Genomic DNA, 17,753 nt, shown 5'->3' with positions numbered 1-17,753 from the left:
CTCGGTAGAGCGCAAAGCGGAGCGGCGTGCAATACCCTCGTCGAGGGCCGATTTTCAGGCTGCGACGAGTGGAAATGGGACGACTTTATTATCGGCATCATGGCCGATGTCCGCGCGGCCCCGGTACGGCACGCCCGAGCGCTCGCACCACTCGCGCACGATCGCTTCCTCGTCGCGCCCGAAGGGTCGGTCGTTTTCAGGGACATAGCAGCGGCCGAGCCGGATTCCCGCGCTTTTCCGGACGGCCGACGTCGCGGTCAGATGGTACATCAGCCGGTCAATCCGGTAATGCTCCTCGTCCAGTTCCTCGATCAGCAACTGAGCGCCGGTGAAATCGGGTTCGAGTTCGGTCCCGAGCAGACACGACAGCACCGTCAGGTTGAAGGCGAAGCTCGGCCCAGAGAGCGACGGCTCAAGCGCGGCCGAATCCTGCCGCACCAGCCAGTCGAGCGCGCGGCCGATCGCCGCCGCTCCGCCCGGCCGCAGCACATCCTGCGCCATCGGCCCGTGCGCCACCGCGCAGCCGCTCCGCTGCAGTCCGGCAAGCAGGAACCCGCCGTCGCTATAGCCGAGGAAGCGCTTGGCCCGCGCAACCTCGCTGACCTGCCCCATCGCCGCCCCCGCGATCCGGTTCGACCCGTAACCGCCGCGCGCGAACCACACCGCGTCAACCGCCGGATCGTCCGTCACCGCGCGCAGCGCTGCCAGCCGCTCCGCGTCGGTCCCGGCGAAGTGGCCGTCGCTGAAAAAGCATTGCGGATGGATCGCCAATTCGCAGTCGCCGCGCTCAGCGACGATCGCCGTCAACGCTTCGGCGGCCTCTCGCTTCAACGGGCAACTCGGCGCGACCAGCGCAATCCGCATGGCTTTTCCTTTGTCTTGAGCCGCCTCGCTCAATAGGGCGGCGGCCATGAGTCAATCCAGCTACTTCTTCTGCGGGGTCGGCGGCAGTGGGATGTTGCCCCTCGCCTGCATCGTCCGCGCCCAGGGTCACCGCGTCGCCGGCTCCGACCGCGCGCTCGACGCCGGGCGGCTGGCGCCCAAGTTCGACTTCCTCCGCTCGCTCGGCATCCAGCTCTTCTCCCAGGACGGTTCGGGCCTCGCCGAAGGCATGACCCTCGTCACCTCCGCGGCGGTCGAGGAGACCATCCCCGACGTCGTCCGCGCCCGCGAACTCGGCCTTCCTCACCTCACTCGTCCTCAGCTCCTCGCCCAGTTGCTCAATGCCGCGCAGCGCAGCGTCGCCGTCGGCGGGACCAGCGGCAAGTCGACCGTCACCGGGATGATCGGCTGGATCCTGTTCGCGCTAAATCGCCAGCCGACGGTGATGAACGGCGCGGTGATGAAGAATTTCATCGCCCCCGAAGCGCCCTTCGCCAGCGCGCTGGTCGGCGATCCCGAGCTGTTCGTCAGCGAGGTCGACGAGAGCGACGGCTCGATCGCGCTCTACCGGCCCGACGTCGCGGTGCTCAACAACGTCAGCCTCGACCACAAGGAAATGGACGAGCTGCGCGACCTGTTCGGCGGCTTCCTCGCCCGCGCGGCCCATGCGGTGGTCAATCTCGACGACCCCGAAGCCCGCCTCCTCGCCGAGCGGCTCGGCACTGCCATCGGCTACGGCTTCGACAGCCCGTCGGCGGCGGTCCGCGGCCGCGACCTCCAGCTCGGGCCCGACGGCTCGCGCTTCGAGGTCGAGGCCGACGGCGTCCGCTGGCCGGTCCAGCTGGCGCTGCCGGGGCGCCACAATGCGTCGAACACGCTCGCCGCGCTCGCCGCGGTGCGCGCGCTCGGCGTGCCGCTGGCCGATGCCGCCGCGGCGATCGGCCGCTTCGTGGGCCTCAAGCGTCGGTTCGAGACCGTCGGCAGCGCTGGCGGCGTCACCGTGCTCGACGATTTCGCGCACAATCCCGACAAGATCGCCGCCACCCTCGCGACCCTCGCCGCTCGGAGCGGGCGCAAGCTCATCATGTTCCAGCCGCACGGCTACGGCCCGCTGGCCAAGATGGGCGAAGAGCTTGCCGCGACCTTCGCCGACGGGCTCGGCGCCGACGACCTGTTGCTGCTCAGCGACCCGGTCTACCAGGGCGGGACGGTCGACCGCTCGCGCGGTTCAGATTGGCTGGCCGCCGCGATCAACCATGCCGGTGGCACCGCCGAGCATCTCGCGGCCCGGCCCGAGATCGCCGCGCGCCTGCTGTCCGAAGCGCGCCCCGGCGACACCATCGCTATCCTCGGCGCCCGCGACGACACGCTCAGCGAGTTCGCCGCCGAGCTGGTGCGGAACCTCACCGCGCGCAGCTGATTGGTTCAACAATGACCGTCGCCGGCTGGAAACTCGACCCTGCGGAGCGTGAGCGGCTGCTCGCCGAGCATCCCCCGCGCTACGCCCATCCCGATGCCGACCATGTCACCCTCAAGCCGTTCGGCGGCAAACCGGGTGCGGTGAAGGCAGCGATCGTCGGCCGCACTGACGACGAGCAGGGCGTCGAGGCGATGGTGGTGACCATCGACGGCAGCGTCGACCGCCCCGACGGCGGCACCTACCACATCACCTGGTCGCTCGCCGACGGCCGCCAGGCACACGAGAGCAACGATGTGCTGAAAGAGCGCGGCTGGCAGGAGCTCGACCATCCGATCCCCATCACGCTGACCCCGGCGCGGTTTTGACGTGAGCGAACCCCACCTGTTCCTCGACTGCGACGGCGTGCTGGCCGACTTCAAGGCCGGCGCGGCCAAGGCGCTAGGCATGTCGCTCGCGGCCTTCGACGCAAAGCACGGGCCCAATCGCTTCTGGCGCAAGCTGGCCCAGTTTCCCGACTTCTACGCATCCCTGCCGCTGATGCCCGACGCGATGGTGCTATTTGACGGCGTCAAGCACCTCAAGCCGACCATCCTCACCGGGATGCCGCTCGGCAATTGGGCGGCGCCGCAGAAGGTCGCCTGGGCAGCCGCGCACTTTCCCGGCGTGCCGATCATCACCTGCATGGCGCGCGACAAATATCGCCACATGACCGGGGCCGACGTGCTGGTCGACGACATGCTGCGCCACCGCGACAAATGGGAAGATGCCGGCGGCATCTTCGTCCACCACCACGATGCACGGACGAGCTTAGCCGTCCTCGCGCAAATCTATCCGTCGGTGAAGGCGCCCGCGTGAGGCCTCAGGCCGCGGCGGCAATGTCGACCTTTTCCACCCACTCGGGCCAGAACACCGGCTCGCGGTTCGACCAGCCAGGCGCGGTCGCCGCGCTCTCGCTGATCGACTGGAGCAAGGTGCGCCGGCGATCGGGGTGGAGATGCGGCAGCGCCGCGGCCGCGCAGAAGGCCGCCGGCAGCCACGGGCGGACACCCGCGCCGAGCAGCCGCTCGTAGAGGAAGCGGAACGCCGCGAAGTTCGGCAGCCGGTCCTGGCCGAGGTCGAAGGCGGCGACGGTGATCAGCGCGCCCATGAACGGATCGATGGTGTCGAGCCCGCTGTCGTCGGGCACCTGCAGCCGCAGCGCTTCGAGCTGCTTGTAGATGCAGCCCTGCGCGCGGATCGAAGCGGCTTCGCCCTCGTCGCGGGCCCAGCAGCCGAGCGCGTCGCGGCGACCGTAGGCGATGTCGAGCGAGCGGCGGATGTAGCGCTGCGTCGCCTTCGGAAAGGCGGCGAATTCCTTGATCTCGCTCAGCAACAGCGCACCGCCAGCAGGTTGGACGTTCCGCGTGCTCATCACCCCGACTCCCTTAACGCCTACGGGAAACTTGCGCAGAAGGTGGTTGCCCAATCCTTAACCACAGTCCCGATCCCCACCGATATTGAATCAGAGGGGTTGGTCTTCATCAAGGACTGATTGCACGCAGCGCTCGGGATGGCGGCGCACCGTCACTCAAATACCACGCGTCAGGAGTTCACCTTGACCGCGGCATCGGCGCGCGAGGGCTATTGGGGAAAGCCGGACGAGGGCACCGGCTCGTCGTTCTGCCCGGGCTGAGCCGCGGCCGGCGGGTCCGACGCGTCCATCGATTCGTCGCTGCCGAGGTCGACCTTGGCGTCCTGGTCGTCGGGGTTCTTGCGCAGCTTGCGCTCAAGCTCATGCTCGGGATCGCCCGACAGCACGGCCGGCGGCGTCGGGGTCTGTTCGGTGGTCATCCGCTCTTCTCCTGATTTGGCTGCCGTAACGATCCGTTGGGCATGGCCGTTCCTTCGACCAGTCGCCCGCCCGCTTCGGCAGGCGGGCAGGCGAACGTTGCGCAAGCGCCGGCGCGCGCGCAGACTATCGCACCATGAACATGCTCTCCGCCGTCGATGTCACCGGGGTCGGTCCGGTCAGGAACGATGACCGCCGCTTCGCCGATCTCGGCCGCGCCATCGTCCTCATCGTCGGCTTCTGGATTGCTTATGCGATCACCGTGATCGCCCGCGCTTTCCTCGGCGACGATCCCCTCACCGTGCTCGAGAACAAGCTCATCACCTTGTTCGCCGGCACCGTCCTTACCTTCGGCATCTATACCGCCGTTCAGCTGTTCGCGCCGGGGCCTAGCCTCGGTCGCAAGGCGGTGGTCGCCCTGCTCGGCTCGATCCTTGCCGCCGCTGCTTTGGCCACGACCCTGGTCGGCACCGAAGCCTATATGAAGAGCAGCAAGGAGGAAATGCGTTTCCAAACCCGTGAGGGGTTCATGGTCATCCAGAAGGGCGACCAGATCCGCATCGAGCGGCGCGCCGCCGATCCGGTCGTGCTGACCCCGCCGCGGATCAACGAGTTTTCCCAGCGCGACCGGCTCCGCTTCGCCGCCGACACCGCCGTCGTCTGGCTGTTCTTCTTCGTCGCCTGGAGCGCCTTCTACCTCGCCTCGGTCAGCCAGCGGCAGGCACTCGCACTATCCCGCCGCGCCGCCCAGGCCGAAAGCGCCGCCCAGTCGGCGCAGGTCCGCGCACTCCGCTATCAGGTCAATCCGCACTTCCTGTTCAACACGCTGAACAGCCTCTCCTCGCTGGTGATGACCGGACGCGCGCAGGAGGCCGAGACGATGATCCTCAAGCTCTCGACCTTTTTCCGCACCAGCCTGTCGGTGAATCCGACCGCCGACGTCACGCTGGCCGAGGAGATCGCCCTCCAGCGCCTCTACCTCGACATCGAGAAGACCCGCTTCCCGCGCCGGCTCAAGGTCGACATCGACGTGCCCGCACACCTCAGCCAGACGCTCCTGCCCGCGTTGCTCCTCCAGCCGGTGGTCGAGAATGCGATCAAGTACGGCGTCTCGGCGACCCGCGACAAGGTAACCCTGCGGATCGCCGCGACCGAGCCCGAGCCGGGCGTGATGCAAATTGAGATCACCAACAGCGGCGGGGTCGCGCTCAAGTCGCCGCGCGCGCGCGCGCAGCCCGAGAGCACCGGGGTCGGCCTCACCAACGTCTGCCAGCGCCTCGCGGTTCGCTTCGGCCAAGCTGCCTCCTGCCGATTTGGCCCCTCGGGCGAAGGCGGCTATCGAGTGATCATGACCCTGCCCATGACGTGCGACCTGGCCAAGGATGGATGAACCCTCGCTTCGCGTGCTGGTCGTCGACGACGAACCGCTCGCCACCGAACGCCTGCAACTGCTGCTCGCCCGCTGCGACGGGGTCGACCTCGTCGGCACCGCCTCGGATGGCGAGAGCGCGGTCCGGATGAGCGAAGCGCTCGAGCCGGACCTGCTGCTGCTCGACATCGCCATGCCCGGGCTCGACGGGATCGACGTCGCCCGCGCGCTCGGCGCCCGGCGGCCCTCCCCCGCGGTGGTGTTCGTCACCGCCTTCGACCAGTTCGCGGTCGCCGCCTTCGAGGTCGAGGCGGTCGACTATCTGATGAAGCCGGTCGACCCGGCCCGGCTCGAGCGCGCGCTCGGCCGCGCCCGCGACCACGTCCAGCGCCTCACCGCCGCGCCGGTGACCGACACCGCGGCAGCCACCGGCGGCCGCTACCTCGACGAGTTCTGGGCCTCGGACTTGAGCGGCCTCGTCCGCATCGCGGTCCGCGACATCGACCGCGTCTCGGCCGAGCGCGATTACATGCGTCTCCACGTCGGGCCGCGCAGCTGGCTCATCCACCACAGCATGGCCGCGCTCGAGGAAGGGCTCGACCCCGAACTGTTCGTCCGCCTGCACCGCTCGGCGATCGTCCGCCGCGACTTCATCAGCGGCTTCCTGCGCAACCCCTCGGGCCGCTGGATCGCCCGCCTTGCAGACGGGGTCGAGCAGCCGGTCGGCCGCCTCTACGCGGACAGCGTACGGGCCATCGCCGGCCGCTGATCTTGTAAGATCGGCGACCGACGCGGGGGTCCTCGGGAGGAAGGTGACGGCGCGAGGCCCTGGCTGGGATCAGCAAGGGTCCTGCCCTCGCTCCGTCATGCACAGCCCTAGCAGCCAACCGCCGCCGCCGAAGCCGGCGCTCTACCGGCCGGTGGCGGCGCTCGGCGGTTCGACCAACGGCGCTCCCTCGACGGCAGACGGCCGAGGCGCCTCGAGCGTGTTGCCCTCCGAGCGCGCAATCGCCGCAGTCACCGCCACGTCGGCGACGACATTGCCGAGCGTGCGGATGATGTCGGGGATGGTCTCCACCGCGATGAGCAGCGCCAGTGGCTCGATCGGCACCCCCATCGCCAGCGCGATCGGCGCAATCGAGGTGTAGAAGCTCAACTGCCCCGGCAGGCTCACCGCGCCAATCGACGCCAGCGCACCCACCGCGATCCCGGCGATCAGTGCCGGCAGCGGCAGCGCGATCCCGAACCAGTGCGCGACATAGACCGCCACCCCGACGTTCATCGCCGGCCCCGTCGCGCGCAGCAGCGCCACCGCCATCGGCAGCAAGATGTCGGCCTTGCCCTCGTCGACCCCCAGTCGCCGCGCGGCCTCAAGCATCGCCGGCAGCGACGCCAGCGACGAGCGGGTCGAAATGGCGACCGCTGACGGGCCGACCATCGCGCTCAGCAGCCGTCCAGGGGGCACCCGCGCCAGCACCAGCCCGACCAGGAGCGCAGCGATCGTCACCACGATCCCGAGCAAGGAGACCAGCACCACATAATGCGCCACCGCGCCGAGCGCCGAGCCGCCGGCCCCCGCGCCGACGGTGAACGCCAGCGCCAGCACCCCGGCTGGCGCCAGCCACAGCACCCAGCCGATCACCCGCAGCATCGCGTCGCCGATCGCTTGGAAAAAGGACAGCGCCACCCGCCGGTTGTCGCGCTCCACCTTCGCCAGCGCGAAGGCGAACACCACGGTGAACACCACCAGCGGCAGGATTTGGTCGTTGGCGGCGGCCGCAACCGGGTTGGTCGGGATGATCGACTTGAAGAAATCGGCGACGGTCGGAACTGCGCTCGCCGCCTGACTCTGGTCGATGCCGGCCAGCCCTGCCCGCAGCGCCGCCGCGCCCTGGGCAGGCAACGGAAACAGCTCGGTCAGCAGCTTCATCCCGAACCCGCCGACCGCCGACGAGAAGACGTAGAACACCATGAACCAGGCGATCGCCTTGGCGGTGATCCCGCCCGCGCGCGCCGCATCGGCGCTGCCGACGATGCCGTTGACCAAGAGCGCGATCACCAACGGGATGACGGTCATCCGCAGCGCGTCAAGCCACAGCCCGCCGACGAGGCTCGCGGCTTGGACCAGCGGCTCCTTCCAGCCGTCGCCCGACTTGCCGACCAGCACGCCGAGCACCAAGCCGACCAGCAGCGCGGCAAGGATCAGCCACGCCCCGCGGCTCCCACTCGCCGGCACCGGCTCGTCAGCGACGACCGCTGGCGCGTCGCTCATCGCGGCTTGCGGAACTTGTAGACGACGCGGTCGGTGTGCCCGCGGATGCTCTTGTCAAACACCAGCTTGCTGTGATCGTCCGCCGGGTTGCGCAGCAGCGCGCTCTCGGCCTCGAGTTTGAAGCCAGCTCGCTCGAAGTCGGCGCGGAGCACCGCCGGGTCGATTCGGTGAAAGGCCTCGACGCTCTGACGTGGGTCGCTCCCGGCGGCGGCGACATGGTCGACCACTCCGACAGTGCCGCCCGGCTTGATCGCCGCATAGAGCTTGGCGAGCCACGCATTCGGGTCCTGCCGCACGACGCCGCGCTGGGCATTTTCCCAATAGGTATCGTGATAGTCGAGGTTGATCAGCGCGAAATCATAGGCCGCTGCCGGCCACACCGGCGCTTCGAACGGGCTGACGATCACCGACACATTGCTCAGCTTGCCCGCGCCCTTCTGCCAGGTGTCGAGGCCGCGTTGCGTATAGAATTGGGTCGGCTCCCACACGGTCACATGGCCGCGGGGGCCGACCACGGGGGCGTCGATCTCGGCCCAATAGCCATTGAGCCCGAACAGATCGAGCATCCGCATCCCGCGCTTCACCCCGAAGAAGCTCAGCAGTTCGGCCGGCTTGCGCCCCGCGTCGAGCGCGACATTGTCGGTGCTGCGGTTGCCGGTCGCCGCCACCGCCTGCGCGATGGTCGGGGTCGGCGCGGCGGCGGCGGGCAGCGCCGGCGCGGCGAGCAAGGCGGCGGTCAGCAGCAGGCGAGTGAAGCGCATTTCGAAATCTCCCTCACGAGGACCGCTACCGCGTCGTCCCCGCTTGCACCAGCGGCGATCGTTGTTCCAGCGTTACGGCATCCGCCACCGGACGCGATAAGTATAGACGTCGCGCGCCGCCTTGCCGTCGAGCCCGATCGCCGGCTGCAGCCGCGCTCGGTCGCGGACGATCGCGCAGGTCTGCGCGTCGAGCACCGCCACCCCACTGGTCTTGGTCAGCGTGCAGTCAGCCACCTTGCCGTCCGGATTGATCAGCAGCACCGCCGCCACCTCGCCGCTCTGATCGTTGCGCACGGCGTCGCTGGGGTAATCGTCCGAGCTGAACAGGCGCACGAGCGGTCCTTTGGCGTGCGTCTTGAGCGGGTCGGCCGCACCGGACTTGTCATCATGATAATTCCAGTGCGTGGCGAGATCGCTGACGCAGCTGTCCATCACCTTCAGCATGTTGGCGAGCGGGCCCAGGTTGAAATCGAAGCCGAGCCCGAGGCCGTCGACCTTGAGGTCGCTCGCGCCCGCCGCCGCCGCCGCGGCCACATCCGTCCGGGGCAGATTGATCAGGAACATCTGCCGCTTGACCGTCACCGCCCGGAAGGTCAGCGCGTCGATCTTCCGCGGCGCTGCCCCGCCCCACGACACCGTCGCCTGCAACGGCTGTGCGACCGACGTGCCGAGCGCACCGCGGGCGATGAACAGCTGAATGACATCGCCCGTCACCGGCGCCTTGAGCAGCAGCGTCAGCGGCCTCTCCGCCGTCCCGAAATCGCGCGAGGCGGTGCATTGGGTCTCGTCGAAATCGACGATCCATTTCGAGGTCGGCTGAAGCAGCGTCGCGGCGGCAGCAGCGGTAAGCATCACAACACCGGACATTTCACTTCCCTCAAGTACGCGGGGCACCAACCTGTCGCGCGATGCCGCCGTTGGCAATCGCCGCCGCGCCTGGCCACCTCCTCACGCCAGCCGCGCCTCGAGCGCCGCCAGCCGTCGCCCGATGCCGTCGAGGAGCGCCGCCTGCCGCGCCTCCCGTTCCTCGCGGGTCCGTACGATCCGGATCGCCCGGCTGACCGGATCGAGCACGCTCTCGAGCGCCTCGCGCTCGTCCTTGCCGAGCGGGCTGCCGTCCGGCCGCGGCCCGACCAGCACCCAGCCCTCCTCGCCGGCATGATGATGCTCGATCTGGAGCGGCAGGCGAAGCGGCCAGTCGGTCATCGCCGCGCCGCGCTCGGCGACGATCCGGCCGTCCATCTCGATCGCCGCCGCCGTCGCGCGTACGCCGACGCTGACCCGCTCGAGCACGTCGTCGAGTAACTCCGCCAGGCTCGCGGTCTCGCGAAGGTCGTCGACGCTCGCCGGCAGGTCGCGCCGCAGGTGACCGAGCGCCTTGCGAAAGCGATTGTCCGCCCAATTCTGAATGCGGCTCTGCGCCGGGGTCACGACCACGGTCGCCAGCACCGCCGCGGCAATGCCGGGGACCGCCCCGCTCGACGAGCCGAAGGCGGTGTCCATGCCGATCTCGATCGCCTTGGCGAAGCCCGCGAACAGCGCCGCGAACATGAGGCCGACGACCGCATAGCCCGCCGACCGGCTGAGCGCGGCGTCGGCGTCGTAGAGGCGATAGCGCAGCAACGCGACGAGCATCCCGGCGACGATGAACAGGGTAACCAGCGACTGGGCCACACCGCCCCCGATATAGGCCCAGACAAGCTGTTGCCGCGTCAGCAGGGTCGTCTGGGCCAGCGAATTGAGGATGAACGTCGCTACCACGCTCACCGCGGCAACTCCCAGACCCAGCACCAACCAGCGCTGCTGTTGCCAGGCCGCGGTCCCGGACGGCGTCGCCCGAAACCGCGCGCGCATGGCGACCAGCACCGCCAGGAACGAGCCGATGAACGGCAGGATCGAGGCCCAGACCGGCACGCCGAGCAACGGCCCAAGGAAACTGAACAGGATCGCCGACACCATGGTCAGCGCGACCCAGCGGTTCCACGGCGGCTGAAAGCGACCATCGGGGGACAGCAACATGCCGAGCAAGAGCGCAGCCGTGGCAGCCGCACTGACATAGCCGGCCAGGTCCGACAGGCCGAGTTCGCGCCACGTAAAATACGTCAGGTTGTCGCTGGCCGCGAAGGTCGCAGTCGCCAGCGCCAGCAGCACCGCAAGTCCGTCGCGCGGCCGCCGCCAGAACAAGAGGGTCGAGGCGCTCAACAGCAGCACGTTGGCAATCCCCGCCACGGCCAGATCGATCGCAAGTCGGCTCGCCTTGGTGAGGCCCGTCCCGACATAGCTCAGCTCGATCCAGCGGTTGCTTCGTTGCAGGCGATAGGTGCGCTCGTGCCCATCGGGTCGGCGGATCGTGACCGTGGCTGGATTGGGCTGCGCCTGCAGACGTTTCGCCACCGCTTCGAGGCTGGCGTCGGCGGCGACGTGCCGACCGCCGATCGCAACGATCTCCGACCCCGCCACAATTCCCGCCCGTTCCAGTGCCGGGCGATGCGGCACCTGCAGGCGACGACCATCCCATTGCCGTAGGCCAAGGTCGGAAAACGGATTGAACACCTGGGTTTGCAGGCGATCGTTGTAATAAGGCCCGGCGAGGTTCGCCAGAATGGCGACCGTGACCAGCAGCGCCCAGATCAGCCGATAGAGGATCAATGCATGATCGCCGAGCCGCGGAAGGCGCCAGTCGCGCCCGCTGGCGCCCGTCGTCTCGGCGATTGCGTCCATGCCCACCCCCGCTGTGCCGCCGAAGAAGCCCCAAAGCGGCGACGGATTCAAGCCGGACCGGGCTCTCCGGGAATGCCGTTCATTGCGGCGCGTTTTTTCTTGGTCGCGAGCGAACTCCCGCTCCCGCCGTTCGTTGACGAGCCACAAATTTCACTAATCTGGAGAAACCTTCGATGGCCGACACCGGCACCGCCACGCTCGAGACGCTGACGACCACCCTGATCGACTCGATCAACGGCTATCGCGACGCCGCGAGCAACGCCGACTCGACCCGTTTCCAGGAACTCTTCCGGTCGATGGCCGACGACCGTAGCCAGCTGGTCGAGGACCTTCGTGCGGAAATCCGTCGCGCCGGCGGCACCCCGCCCGAGGACGGCAGCTTCCTCGGCGCGACCCACCAGCGCTTCCTCGATCTGAAGGCGGCGGTCACCGGCCGCGACGACAAGGCGATCATCAACGAGGTCGAGCGAGGCGAGGACTATCTCAAGGAGAAGTTCGAGCTGGCGCTCAAGGATGCCAACCTGCCGACCGACAGCCGGTCGGTGGTCGAGCGCGCGTACCAGTCGGTCCTCAAGGGGCACGACAAGGTGAGTAACCTCAAGCACGGAATGGAGGCCTGAATCATGAGCTTTTTCGGCAAGATCAAGGACGCCATCTTCGGTCACAAGTCGGCCGCGCCAACGCAGCAGATCCCGGCCGGCATGCCCGCCGGAACCCCTGCCTCGACCACGCCGCAGCCCCAGGGCGGCGTCGCCACGGCGCCTGCGCCGGCGCCCGCGACGCAGCAACAGGTCGATGTCGAGCAGGTCCTTCAGCAGATCGCCCAGGAAAAGGGCAATCCTGACCTCAACTACAAGACCTCGATCGTCGACCTGATGAAGTTGCTCGGGATCGATTCGAGCCTCGAGAACCGCAAGGAGTTGGCGAAGGAGCTTGGTTACACCGGCGCGCTCGACGGCAGCGCCGAGATGAACATCTGGCTGCACAAGGCGACGATGAAGCAGCTCGCGGCGAACGGCGGCAAGGTGCCGGCCTCGATGCTCGACTAACGCGTCACCAACGATGAGTGGAGAGGGCGGTGGCAGCGATGCCGCCGCCTTTTTCATGGCCGGCCCACCCGGCCCCGCGCAGCGCCGCCCCGCCTAGCCAGATGCCATTCGACCCCAACGCGAAATGGGGGCCGGCATCGCTGCCAGCCCCCACTGCGCCGAGTCTTGGATCGGCCGGTGTTCGCTTCGCGGTCGGGCCTTGGGACCCTCCCAGTTCACGATCCTTGCGTACCAGCTCAGGCGTCGCGTTCGTTTCAAGCGCCGCTTCCTCCTCGGAAGCCCTTTCCCCAACTCGTCCGGCCTGCTCCCTTGCGGAAACCGCCCTGTCGAACTGCTTCTGCCCTCGCTCGCATCCACCCTTCCTTGCGGAAGTGCTTCTCGCGGTCATCTCGCCTTGCGGCGCGCTGACTTCGTTCGGGCTGTCCTCCCCTCCTGCCGTCCGGACCTGACGCGTTGCCGCACCAGACCCATATTGCCGGAGCTTCGGACCGGACCTGGCATCTTGCGACCACCAGACCATCGCTCGTCGTTCCGCGGCCCTTCTTGGGACGATCGTTCGTCTCACCTTCCTGGTCATGTCCGAGGACCGACCGATCGAGCGAAGCGAAGAAGATCATCTCTTCCGGCGCCTCTTGCCGACAGCGCTCTCCGGAGATCCTTCGCGGGACCGACGACATCCTGGGGAAGCCTTCGTGCCCATGAATTCCACTCCGGCGCCTTCGCCGGCGGAGATCGGTTGCTAAACCCCTTCCAGTTCTTCCCTTCCCCTTGCGGGTCCGGTCCGTTCCGGCGGAGGCCGCTGCCCCCGATCACCCATTCAAGATGACCCGTTTTCCGATTCGCGCAAAACGGATTCGGAGGTGCGAAGCCTGTGGATAATGGGGATTTCGGGCTTAACAGCCCGCTTCCCGATTCGCGCTGGAAGTTGCCGTTTCGTTCCGCGCGTTCTACCTCGGGCATGTGCCCGAATCCGCCGTCACTCCGCTCGCCCAGCCCGACCCCGCCTATCTCCACGGGCTGAACGCGCCCCAGCGTGAGGCGGTGCTGACCACCGACGGCCCTGTGCTGGTGCTGGCCGGCGCCGGGACCGGCAAGACCGCCGCGCTCACTGCCCGCCTCGCCCACCTCATCGCCACCCGCCGCGCCTGGCCGAGCCAGATCCTCGCCGTCACCTTCACCAACAAGGCCGCGCGCGAGATGAAGGAGCGGGTCAGCCGGATCAGCGGCGGCGCGATCGAAGGGATGCCGTGGCTCGGCACCTTCCACTCGATCGGCGCCAAGATGCTCCGCATCCATGCCGAGCTTGCCGGCCTCCAGTCCAACTTCACCATCCTCGACACCGACGACCAGCTGCGCCTGCTCAAGCAATTGATCGTTGCCGCCGAGCTCGACGAAAAGCGCTGGCCCGCGCGCCAGCTCGCCGCCTGCATCGACCGCTGGAAGAACAAGGGGATGGTCCCCGCCGACGTCGACGCGGGCGAGAGCGAGGCCTTCGCCAGCGGCCGCGGTGGTGAGCTCTACGCCCGCTATCAGGAGCGGCTGAAAACGCTCAACGCCTGCGACTTCGGCGACCTGCTGCTCCACATGCTGACCATCTTCCGCACCCACGCGGACGTGCTCGAGCGCTACCGCGACCGCTTCCGCTACATCTTGGTCGACGAATATCAGGACACCAACGCGGTCCAGTATGAGTGGCTGAAGCTGCTCGCCGAGCCGCGCCGCAACCTGTGCTGCGTCGGCGACGACGACCAGTCGATCTATTCGTGGCGCGGCGCCGAGGTCGCCAACATCCTCCGCTTCGAGGTCGATTTCCCCGGCGCCGCGGTGATCCGGCTCGAGCAGAATTACCGCTCGACCCCGCACATCCTCGGCGCCGCCAGCGGGCTCATCGCCAACAACAGCGGCCGGCTCGGCAAGACGCTGTGGACCGAGGTCGACGTCGGCGACAAGGTCCGCGTGATCGGCGTCTGGGACGGCCCCGAGGAAGCGCGCCGGGTTGGCGAGGAGGTCGAGGCGCACCAGCGCAATGGCGGCACCCCCGACGACGTCGCCATCCTCGTCCGCGCCCAGTTCCAGACCCGCGAGTTCGAGGAACGCTTCATCGCGATTGGCCTCCCCTACCAGATCGTCGGCGGTTTCCGCTTCTACGAGCGCGCCGAGATCCGCGACGCGCTCGCCTACCTCCGCCTGATCCAGTCCCCCGCCGACGACCTCGCCTTCGAGCGGATCGTCAACACCCCCAAGCGCGGATTGGGCGACAAGGCGGTGGCGGCGATCCACCGCCACGCCCGCGCCGCCCAGCTGCCGCTACTCTTGGCGGCCGCGCAGATGCTCGATTCGGACGAGATGACCCCCCAGGCCCGCCGCAGCCTCGGCCGCTTCGTCGGGGACTTCGCCCGCTGGCGGCAGATGCACCTGTCGACCGCGACCGACGGCGCCAACCTGCCCGCCGAGACCGGCGCCAACCGCGCCGCCCCCCACGCCGAGATCGCCCGGCTCATGCTCGAGGAATCGGGCTACACTGCCATGCTCCAGGCCGAACGTTCGGCCGAGGCCGCTGGCCGGCTCGAAAACCTCGCCGAACTTGCCCGTGCGATGGAGGAATATGAAAGCCTCCCCGCCTTCCTCGAGCATGTCAGCCTGGTGATGGACAATGACGCCGCGCGTGGTGAGCCCAAGGTGACCATCATGACCATCCACGCCGCCAAGGGCCTCGAATTCCCGATGGTCTACCTCGCCGGCTGGGAAGAGGGCGTCTTCCCCTCGCAGCGCGCGATCGACGAAGGCGGACTCGCCAGCCTCGAGGAAGAACGCCGCTTGGCCTATGTCGCGATCACCCGCGCGCGGCGCAGCGCCACCATCTTCCACGCCGCCAACCGCCGCATCTACGGCCAGTGGACAAGCTCGATTCCCAGCCGCTTCATCGCCGAGCTTCCCGCCGACCATGTCGAGCAGGAAACCACCATGACCGGCGGCGAGTCGCTGTGGCGAGCCCAGTGGAGCGAACATAGCGACCCCTTCGCCCACGTCGCCCGCGCGAGCACCCGCGGTCCCGGTTTCCAGCGCGCCGCCTCCGACTTCCGCGCCCAGCTCGACGACCGCAGCGGCCGCCCGGCGCACAGCGCCCGTCCGCCGGTCGAGGTCCGCGCCAGCGCGGTCAGCCTCGGCAACAAGGGCCGCGACGACCTCTCGCTCGGCCAGCGCGTGTTCCACGGCAAGTTCGGCTACGGCACCATCGCCGTCATCGAGGGCAACAAGCTCGAGATCGATTTCGAGCACGCCGGCCGCAAGCGCGTCCTCGACAGTTTCGTCAGCCTCGGCTGACGGAACCGGCGCGGCGATGGCGCGCTCTTGAAGGCAAGCCATCCAGCCACGGAGACCGACATGCCATCCGCCACCATCTACCGCATGGTCCTGCCCGACCACGAATGCCCCTTCGGCCGCCGCGCCAAGGACTTGCTCGACGAAAACGGCTTCGACGTCGAGGAGCACATCCTGTCGAGCCGCGAAGAGGTCGAGGCCTTCAAGGAAAAGCACGGCGTCGACACCACCCCGCAGATCTGGGTCGACGGCGAGCAGGTCGGCGGCTGCAGCGACCTTGAAAAGTTCCTTAGCGCGCACGTCTGATCCGAATCAGTACTGAGCCGCATCCGGCGCCGCTCCCCTACGGTCGGGAGCGGCGCTTTTCTTTGCCTTTTCCGAGCCTACGGACCGTTTCGCCCCCGTCACTGCGGGAACAGCCGCGCACCTGCTCCGTTTCAGCTTTCAAAAGAAGTCAACTGAATTTTTGCAGGTGAGAGCAATGAAGAAGCTAGCGATCGCGCTGGCGGCGTCGGGGATGCTTGCACTCTCGATTCCGACCGCAGCCTCGGCCTCGATGGAGACCGAAGAAGCCAAGATGGAAGCCGCCAGTGCCGCCGACACGGCACGGATGGACATGATGGACACGTTCGGTCCCAAGGTGCTCAAGCCCGGCCAATATGTCTGGGCGAGCGACCTTGGCAGCGGCCCGTCGCGCGTGGTCATCAGCCTCACTGACCAGATGGCCTACGTCTATCGCGGCGACCAGTTGATCGGCGTCACCACCGTATCCAGCGGCAAGCCCGGCAAGGACACGCCGACCGGCATCTTCAACGTGCTCGAAAAGCAGCCGATGTATCGCAGCAAGAAGTACGACAATGCCGCGATGCCGTTCATGCAGCGGATCGACACCTACGGCATCGCGCTCCACGCCGGCCACAATCCGGGTGAGCCGGCCAGCCACGGCTGCGTCCGCCTGCCGAGCGCCTTCGCCGCCAAGCTCTACCAGGTCACCACCGTCGGCACCCCGGTCCTGATCGGCGCCTGATTTCTACCCCAAAGCGGCGGTGCTCCCCTTGTCGCCGCTTCCCGCCGGCGTCGCGCTCCCCCCGCGACGCCGGCTTTCGTTTGGGCGGTCGGCGCCCGCCGTTCACCGCGCGGAGCTTGACGAGGTGCCGGCTTCTGTCCTGCTCTGTCCGCATGAGCCACAGCAAACCTGTCCTCGAAGCCAGTCGCGAGCATCTCCACGAAGCGGGCGAGAGCTATCTCCAGCACCTCGCCTTCGCGTCGCTGGTCGCCGCCTTGCTCCTCGCCGCCGCGATCGCCTGCTTCATTCACGCGCTGGTGCCGGCCTTCTGCCGCCGCTCGGCGAGCCGGATCGTCGCGCTGCTGACCCGCCTGTTCGGCGAGCGCGACCGCCTTCGCGACACCGTCCGCGAGGGCTCGGGGCCGCTGGTCCTGACCATGCTGCTGCTGCTGTGCATCCCGCCGCTGGCGCTGATGATCGCTGCCGGCGGCCAAGTCCTGCTCCTGCCGCTCGCCGCCCTCTGCCTCGCGGTCCCGCTCGCTTTCCTGATCGGCAATCCCGACCTCGAACCGGTCGACTAGACCTTCACTTCGTCCATGGTCGTCAGCTTGACCTTGGGCAGCCCGTTTTTCTTGATGCCGCCCATCAGTTCGGTCTTTCGCGCCGCCAGCTCCTCACCCAAGGCATCCATGTCGACGCCATGGCGCTTGGCCTGGCTGAACATGCCGCTGAGCCAACCTTCCTCTTCCTTGATGTGGTGCGTGATCTCTTCCTTCAGCACCTTCACCTTGGCGTCGTAATAATCGTCGTCCGGACCGCCGGCAATGATTTCGGCGATCAGCACCTTGGCCGCGTCATGCTCGACATAAGCTTCCTTGAGGTCGGCTTCCTCGACCTTGCCCTCGCACGCCGGATAGAAGATTTCTTCTTCGATCTGGCTGTGGACGATGAGCTCGGCTGCGATCTGTTCGGCGAGCTTGCGCTTGCGGCCGTCCCGCACGGCGTCCTCATATTGCTCGAACAAGTCTTCCACCTTGCGGTGATCTTCCTTCAGCAGTGTGACGGCGTCGGGCATGGTGGTCTCCTCGGACTGGAGTTCCCCAACCGGCACGCGCAGACCCTTG

Annotated in this window: 19 protein-coding genes; 11 read left to right on the top strand and 8 right to left on the bottom strand. The window is 68.0% G+C overall.

What is annotated here, in order from left to right; all coding sequences use genetic code 11:
- Nucleotides 1-54 precede the first annotated feature (54 nt).
- The gene (locus tag GCU42_RS14390; RefSeq protein ID WP_114228878.1) at nucleotides 55-864 is read right to left on the bottom strand and encodes an LD-carboxypeptidase; all 810 of its coding nucleotides are present in this window, start codon (nucleotides 862-864) and stop codon (nucleotides 55-57) included.
- A 46-nt stretch (nucleotides 865-910) separates the two neighbouring features.
- Between GCU42_RS14390 and GCU42_RS14385 the strand changes: the two genes are divergently transcribed.
- The 3 genes from GCU42_RS14385 to GCU42_RS14375 are packed head-to-tail and all read left to right on the top strand — an operon-like array spanning nucleotide 911 to nucleotide 3,157.
- Nucleotides 911-2,302 carry a Mur ligase family protein gene (locus GCU42_RS14385; protein WP_114228721.1) on the top strand — a complete coding sequence of 464 codons (1,392 nt, stop codon included), beginning with the start codon at nucleotides 911-913 and terminating at the stop codon, nucleotides 2,300-2,302.
- 11 nt (nucleotides 2,303-2,313) lie between these two features.
- Nucleotides 2,314-2,667, top strand: coding sequence for a hypothetical protein (locus GCU42_RS14380; protein ID WP_114228720.1), 354 nt, complete (start codon nucleotides 2,314-2,316; stop codon nucleotides 2,665-2,667).
- A 1-nt stretch (nucleotide 2,668) separates the two neighbouring features.
- Nucleotides 2,669-3,157 carry a 5' nucleotidase, NT5C type gene (locus tag GCU42_RS14375; RefSeq protein WP_240309544.1) on the top strand — a complete coding sequence of 163 codons (489 nt, stop codon included), beginning with the start codon at nucleotides 2,669-2,671 and terminating at the stop codon, nucleotides 3,155-3,157.
- A gap of 4 nt (nucleotides 3,158-3,161) precedes the next feature.
- Here GCU42_RS14375 and GCU42_RS14370 read toward each other — a convergent pair whose 3' ends face one another.
- Both GCU42_RS14370 and GCU42_RS14365 read right to left on the bottom strand, forming a co-directional pair.
- Nucleotides 3,162-3,713 (bottom strand): hypothetical protein, encoded by a 552-nt coding sequence (locus tag GCU42_RS14370; RefSeq protein WP_114228719.1) that lies wholly within the window; start codon nucleotides 3,711-3,713, stop codon nucleotides 3,162-3,164.
- Between the two features lie 209 nt (nucleotides 3,714-3,922).
- Nucleotides 3,923-4,132, bottom strand: a complete 210-nt coding sequence (locus GCU42_RS14365) for a hypothetical protein (RefSeq protein ID WP_114228718.1) — start codon at nucleotides 4,130-4,132, stop codon at nucleotides 3,923-3,925.
- Between the two features lie 134 nt (nucleotides 4,133-4,266).
- Here GCU42_RS14365 and GCU42_RS14360 point away from each other — a divergent pair, with 134 nt between their 5' ends.
- Complete coding sequence (locus tag GCU42_RS14360; protein WP_114228717.1) at nucleotides 4,267-5,520, top strand: sensor histidine kinase; 1,254 nt, start codon at nucleotides 4,267-4,269, stop codon at nucleotides 5,518-5,520.
- Complete coding sequence (locus tag GCU42_RS14355; RefSeq protein WP_114228716.1) at nucleotides 5,513-6,268, top strand: LytR/AlgR family response regulator transcription factor; 756 nt, start codon at nucleotides 5,513-5,515, stop codon at nucleotides 6,266-6,268. Before GCU42_RS14360 ends, GCU42_RS14355 begins: the two co-directional genes overlap by 8 nt.
- 141 nt (nucleotides 6,269-6,409) lie before the next feature.
- Here the strand turns inward: GCU42_RS14355 and GCU42_RS14350 are convergent, their stop codons facing one another.
- The 4 genes from GCU42_RS14350 to GCU42_RS14335 all read right to left on the bottom strand — a co-directional run bounded on the left by GCU42_RS14350 (nucleotide 6,410) and on the right by GCU42_RS14335 (nucleotide 11,253).
- On the bottom strand, nucleotides 6,410-7,771 hold the full coding sequence (locus tag GCU42_RS14350) for a dicarboxylate/amino acid:cation symporter (RefSeq protein ID WP_114228715.1): 1,362 nt from the start codon (nucleotides 7,769-7,771) through the stop codon (nucleotides 6,410-6,412).
- Nucleotides 7,768-8,532, bottom strand: coding sequence for a class I SAM-dependent methyltransferase (locus GCU42_RS14345; RefSeq protein WP_114228714.1), 765 nt, complete (start codon nucleotides 8,530-8,532; stop codon nucleotides 7,768-7,770). Before GCU42_RS14345 ends, GCU42_RS14350 begins: the two co-directional genes overlap by 4 nt.
- Before the next feature lie 72 nt (nucleotides 8,533-8,604).
- A complete protein-coding gene (locus tag GCU42_RS14340) occupies nucleotides 8,605-9,399 on the bottom strand; it encodes an energy transducer TonB (RefSeq protein WP_114228713.1) in 795 nt (264 codons plus the stop codon).
- 81 nt (nucleotides 9,400-9,480) lie between these two features.
- A complete protein-coding gene (locus tag GCU42_RS14335) occupies nucleotides 9,481-11,253 on the bottom strand; it encodes a PDZ domain-containing protein (RefSeq protein ID WP_114228712.1) in 1,773 nt (590 codons plus the stop codon).
- A gap of 173 nt (nucleotides 11,254-11,426) precedes the next feature.
- On the opposite strand from GCU42_RS14335, the gene GCU42_RS14330 reads away from it, so the two are divergent.
- The 6 genes from GCU42_RS14330 (at nucleotide 11,427) to GCU42_RS15280 (ending at nucleotide 17,210) form a co-directional block, all read left to right on the top strand.
- Nucleotides 11,427-11,873, top strand: a complete 447-nt coding sequence (locus tag GCU42_RS14330; protein WP_114228711.1) for a ferritin-like domain-containing protein — start codon at nucleotides 11,427-11,429, stop codon at nucleotides 11,871-11,873.
- Between the two features lie 3 nt (nucleotides 11,874-11,876).
- Nucleotides 11,877-12,302: a DUF3597 domain-containing protein gene (locus GCU42_RS14325; RefSeq protein ID WP_114228710.1), complete on the top strand. Its 426-nt coding sequence runs from the start codon at nucleotides 11,877-11,879 to the stop codon at nucleotides 12,300-12,302.
- A gap of 960 nt (nucleotides 12,303-13,262) precedes the next feature.
- Entirely contained in the window at nucleotides 13,263-15,626 is a 2,364-nt protein-coding gene (locus GCU42_RS14320; RefSeq protein WP_114228709.1) for an ATP-dependent helicase, read from the top strand.
- Nucleotides 15,627-15,686: 60 nt separating this feature from the next.
- A complete protein-coding gene (locus GCU42_RS14315; protein WP_114228708.1) occupies nucleotides 15,687-15,929 on the top strand; it encodes a glutaredoxin family protein in 243 nt (80 codons plus the stop codon).
- Between the two features lie 175 nt (nucleotides 15,930-16,104).
- Entirely contained in the window at nucleotides 16,105-16,650 is a 546-nt protein-coding gene (locus GCU42_RS14310; RefSeq protein WP_240309543.1) for a L,D-transpeptidase family protein, read from the top strand.
- A gap of 152 nt (nucleotides 16,651-16,802) precedes the next feature.
- Nucleotides 16,803-17,210, top strand: coding sequence for a DUF6356 family protein (locus GCU42_RS15280; RefSeq protein WP_205215018.1), 408 nt, complete (start codon nucleotides 16,803-16,805; stop codon nucleotides 17,208-17,210).
- Here GCU42_RS15280 and GCU42_RS14300 read toward each other — a convergent pair.
- On the bottom strand, nucleotides 17,207-17,704 hold the full coding sequence (locus GCU42_RS14300) for a hemerythrin domain-containing protein (RefSeq protein ID WP_114228875.1): 498 nt from the start codon (nucleotides 17,702-17,704) through the stop codon (nucleotides 17,207-17,209). The two genes, GCU42_RS15280 and GCU42_RS14300, sit on opposite strands and share 4 nt — an antisense overlap.
- Between the last annotated feature and the right edge of the window lie 49 nt (nucleotides 17,705-17,753).

It is taken from the genome of Sphingomonas ginsengisoli An et al. 2013 (assembly GCF_009363895.1).
Classification (GTDB): domain Bacteria; phylum Pseudomonadota; class Alphaproteobacteria; order Sphingomonadales; family Sphingomonadaceae; genus Sphingomicrobium; species Sphingomicrobium ginsengisoli.
This window is presented reverse-complemented; position numbering and strand designations above follow the sequence as displayed.

Excerpts from the sequence above, each read along its gene's own strand:
- GCU42_RS14380 (WP_114228720.1), top strand. The coding sequence starts at position 2,314 with ATGACCGTCGCCGGCTGGAAACTCGACCCTGCGGAGCGTGAGCGGCTG.
- GCU42_RS14335 (WP_114228712.1), bottom strand. The coding sequence starts at position 11,253 with ATGGACGCAATCGCCGAGACGACGGGCGCCAGCGGGCGCGACTGGCGC.
- GCU42_RS14340 (WP_114228713.1), bottom strand. The coding sequence starts at position 9,399 with ATGTCCGGTGTTGTGATGCTTACCGCTGCTGCCGCCGCGACGCTGCTT.
- GCU42_RS14310 (WP_240309543.1), top strand. The coding sequence starts at position 16,105 with ATGAAGAAGCTAGCGATCGCGCTGGCGGCGTCGGGGATGCTTGCACTC.
- GCU42_RS14370 (WP_114228719.1), bottom strand. The coding sequence starts at position 3,713 with ATGAGCACGCGGAACGTCCAACCTGCTGGCGGTGCGCTGTTGCTGAGC.
- GCU42_RS14355 (WP_114228716.1), top strand. The coding sequence starts at position 5,513 with ATGGATGAACCCTCGCTTCGCGTGCTGGTCGTCGACGACGAACCGCTC.
- GCU42_RS14390 (WP_114228878.1), bottom strand. The coding sequence starts at position 864 with ATGCGGATTGCGCTGGTCGCGCCGAGTTGCCCGTTGAAGCGAGAGGCC.
- GCU42_RS14360 (WP_114228717.1), top strand. The coding sequence starts at position 4,267 with ATGAACATGCTCTCCGCCGTCGATGTCACCGGGGTCGGTCCGGTCAGG.
- GCU42_RS14330 (WP_114228711.1), top strand. The coding sequence starts at position 11,427 with ATGGCCGACACCGGCACCGCCACGCTCGAGACGCTGACGACCACCCTG.
- GCU42_RS14315 (WP_114228708.1), top strand. The coding sequence starts at position 15,687 with ATGCCATCCGCCACCATCTACCGCATGGTCCTGCCCGACCACGAATGC.
- GCU42_RS14300 (WP_114228875.1), bottom strand. The coding sequence starts at position 17,704 with ATGCCCGACGCCGTCACACTGCTGAAGGAAGATCACCGCAAGGTGGAA.
- GCU42_RS14345 (WP_114228714.1), bottom strand. The coding sequence starts at position 8,532 with ATGCGCTTCACTCGCCTGCTGCTGACCGCCGCCTTGCTCGCCGCGCCG.
- GCU42_RS14325 (WP_114228710.1), top strand. The coding sequence starts at position 11,877 with ATGAGCTTTTTCGGCAAGATCAAGGACGCCATCTTCGGTCACAAGTCG.
- GCU42_RS15280 (WP_205215018.1), top strand. The coding sequence starts at position 16,803 with ATGAGCCACAGCAAACCTGTCCTCGAAGCCAGTCGCGAGCATCTCCAC.
- GCU42_RS14365 (WP_114228718.1), bottom strand. The coding sequence starts at position 4,132 with ATGACCACCGAACAGACCCCGACGCCGCCGGCCGTGCTGTCGGGCGAT.
- GCU42_RS14350 (WP_114228715.1), bottom strand. The coding sequence starts at position 7,771 with ATGAGCGACGCGCCAGCGGTCGTCGCTGACGAGCCGGTGCCGGCGAGT.
- GCU42_RS14385 (WP_114228721.1), top strand. The coding sequence starts at position 911 with ATGAGTCAATCCAGCTACTTCTTCTGCGGGGTCGGCGGCAGTGGGATG.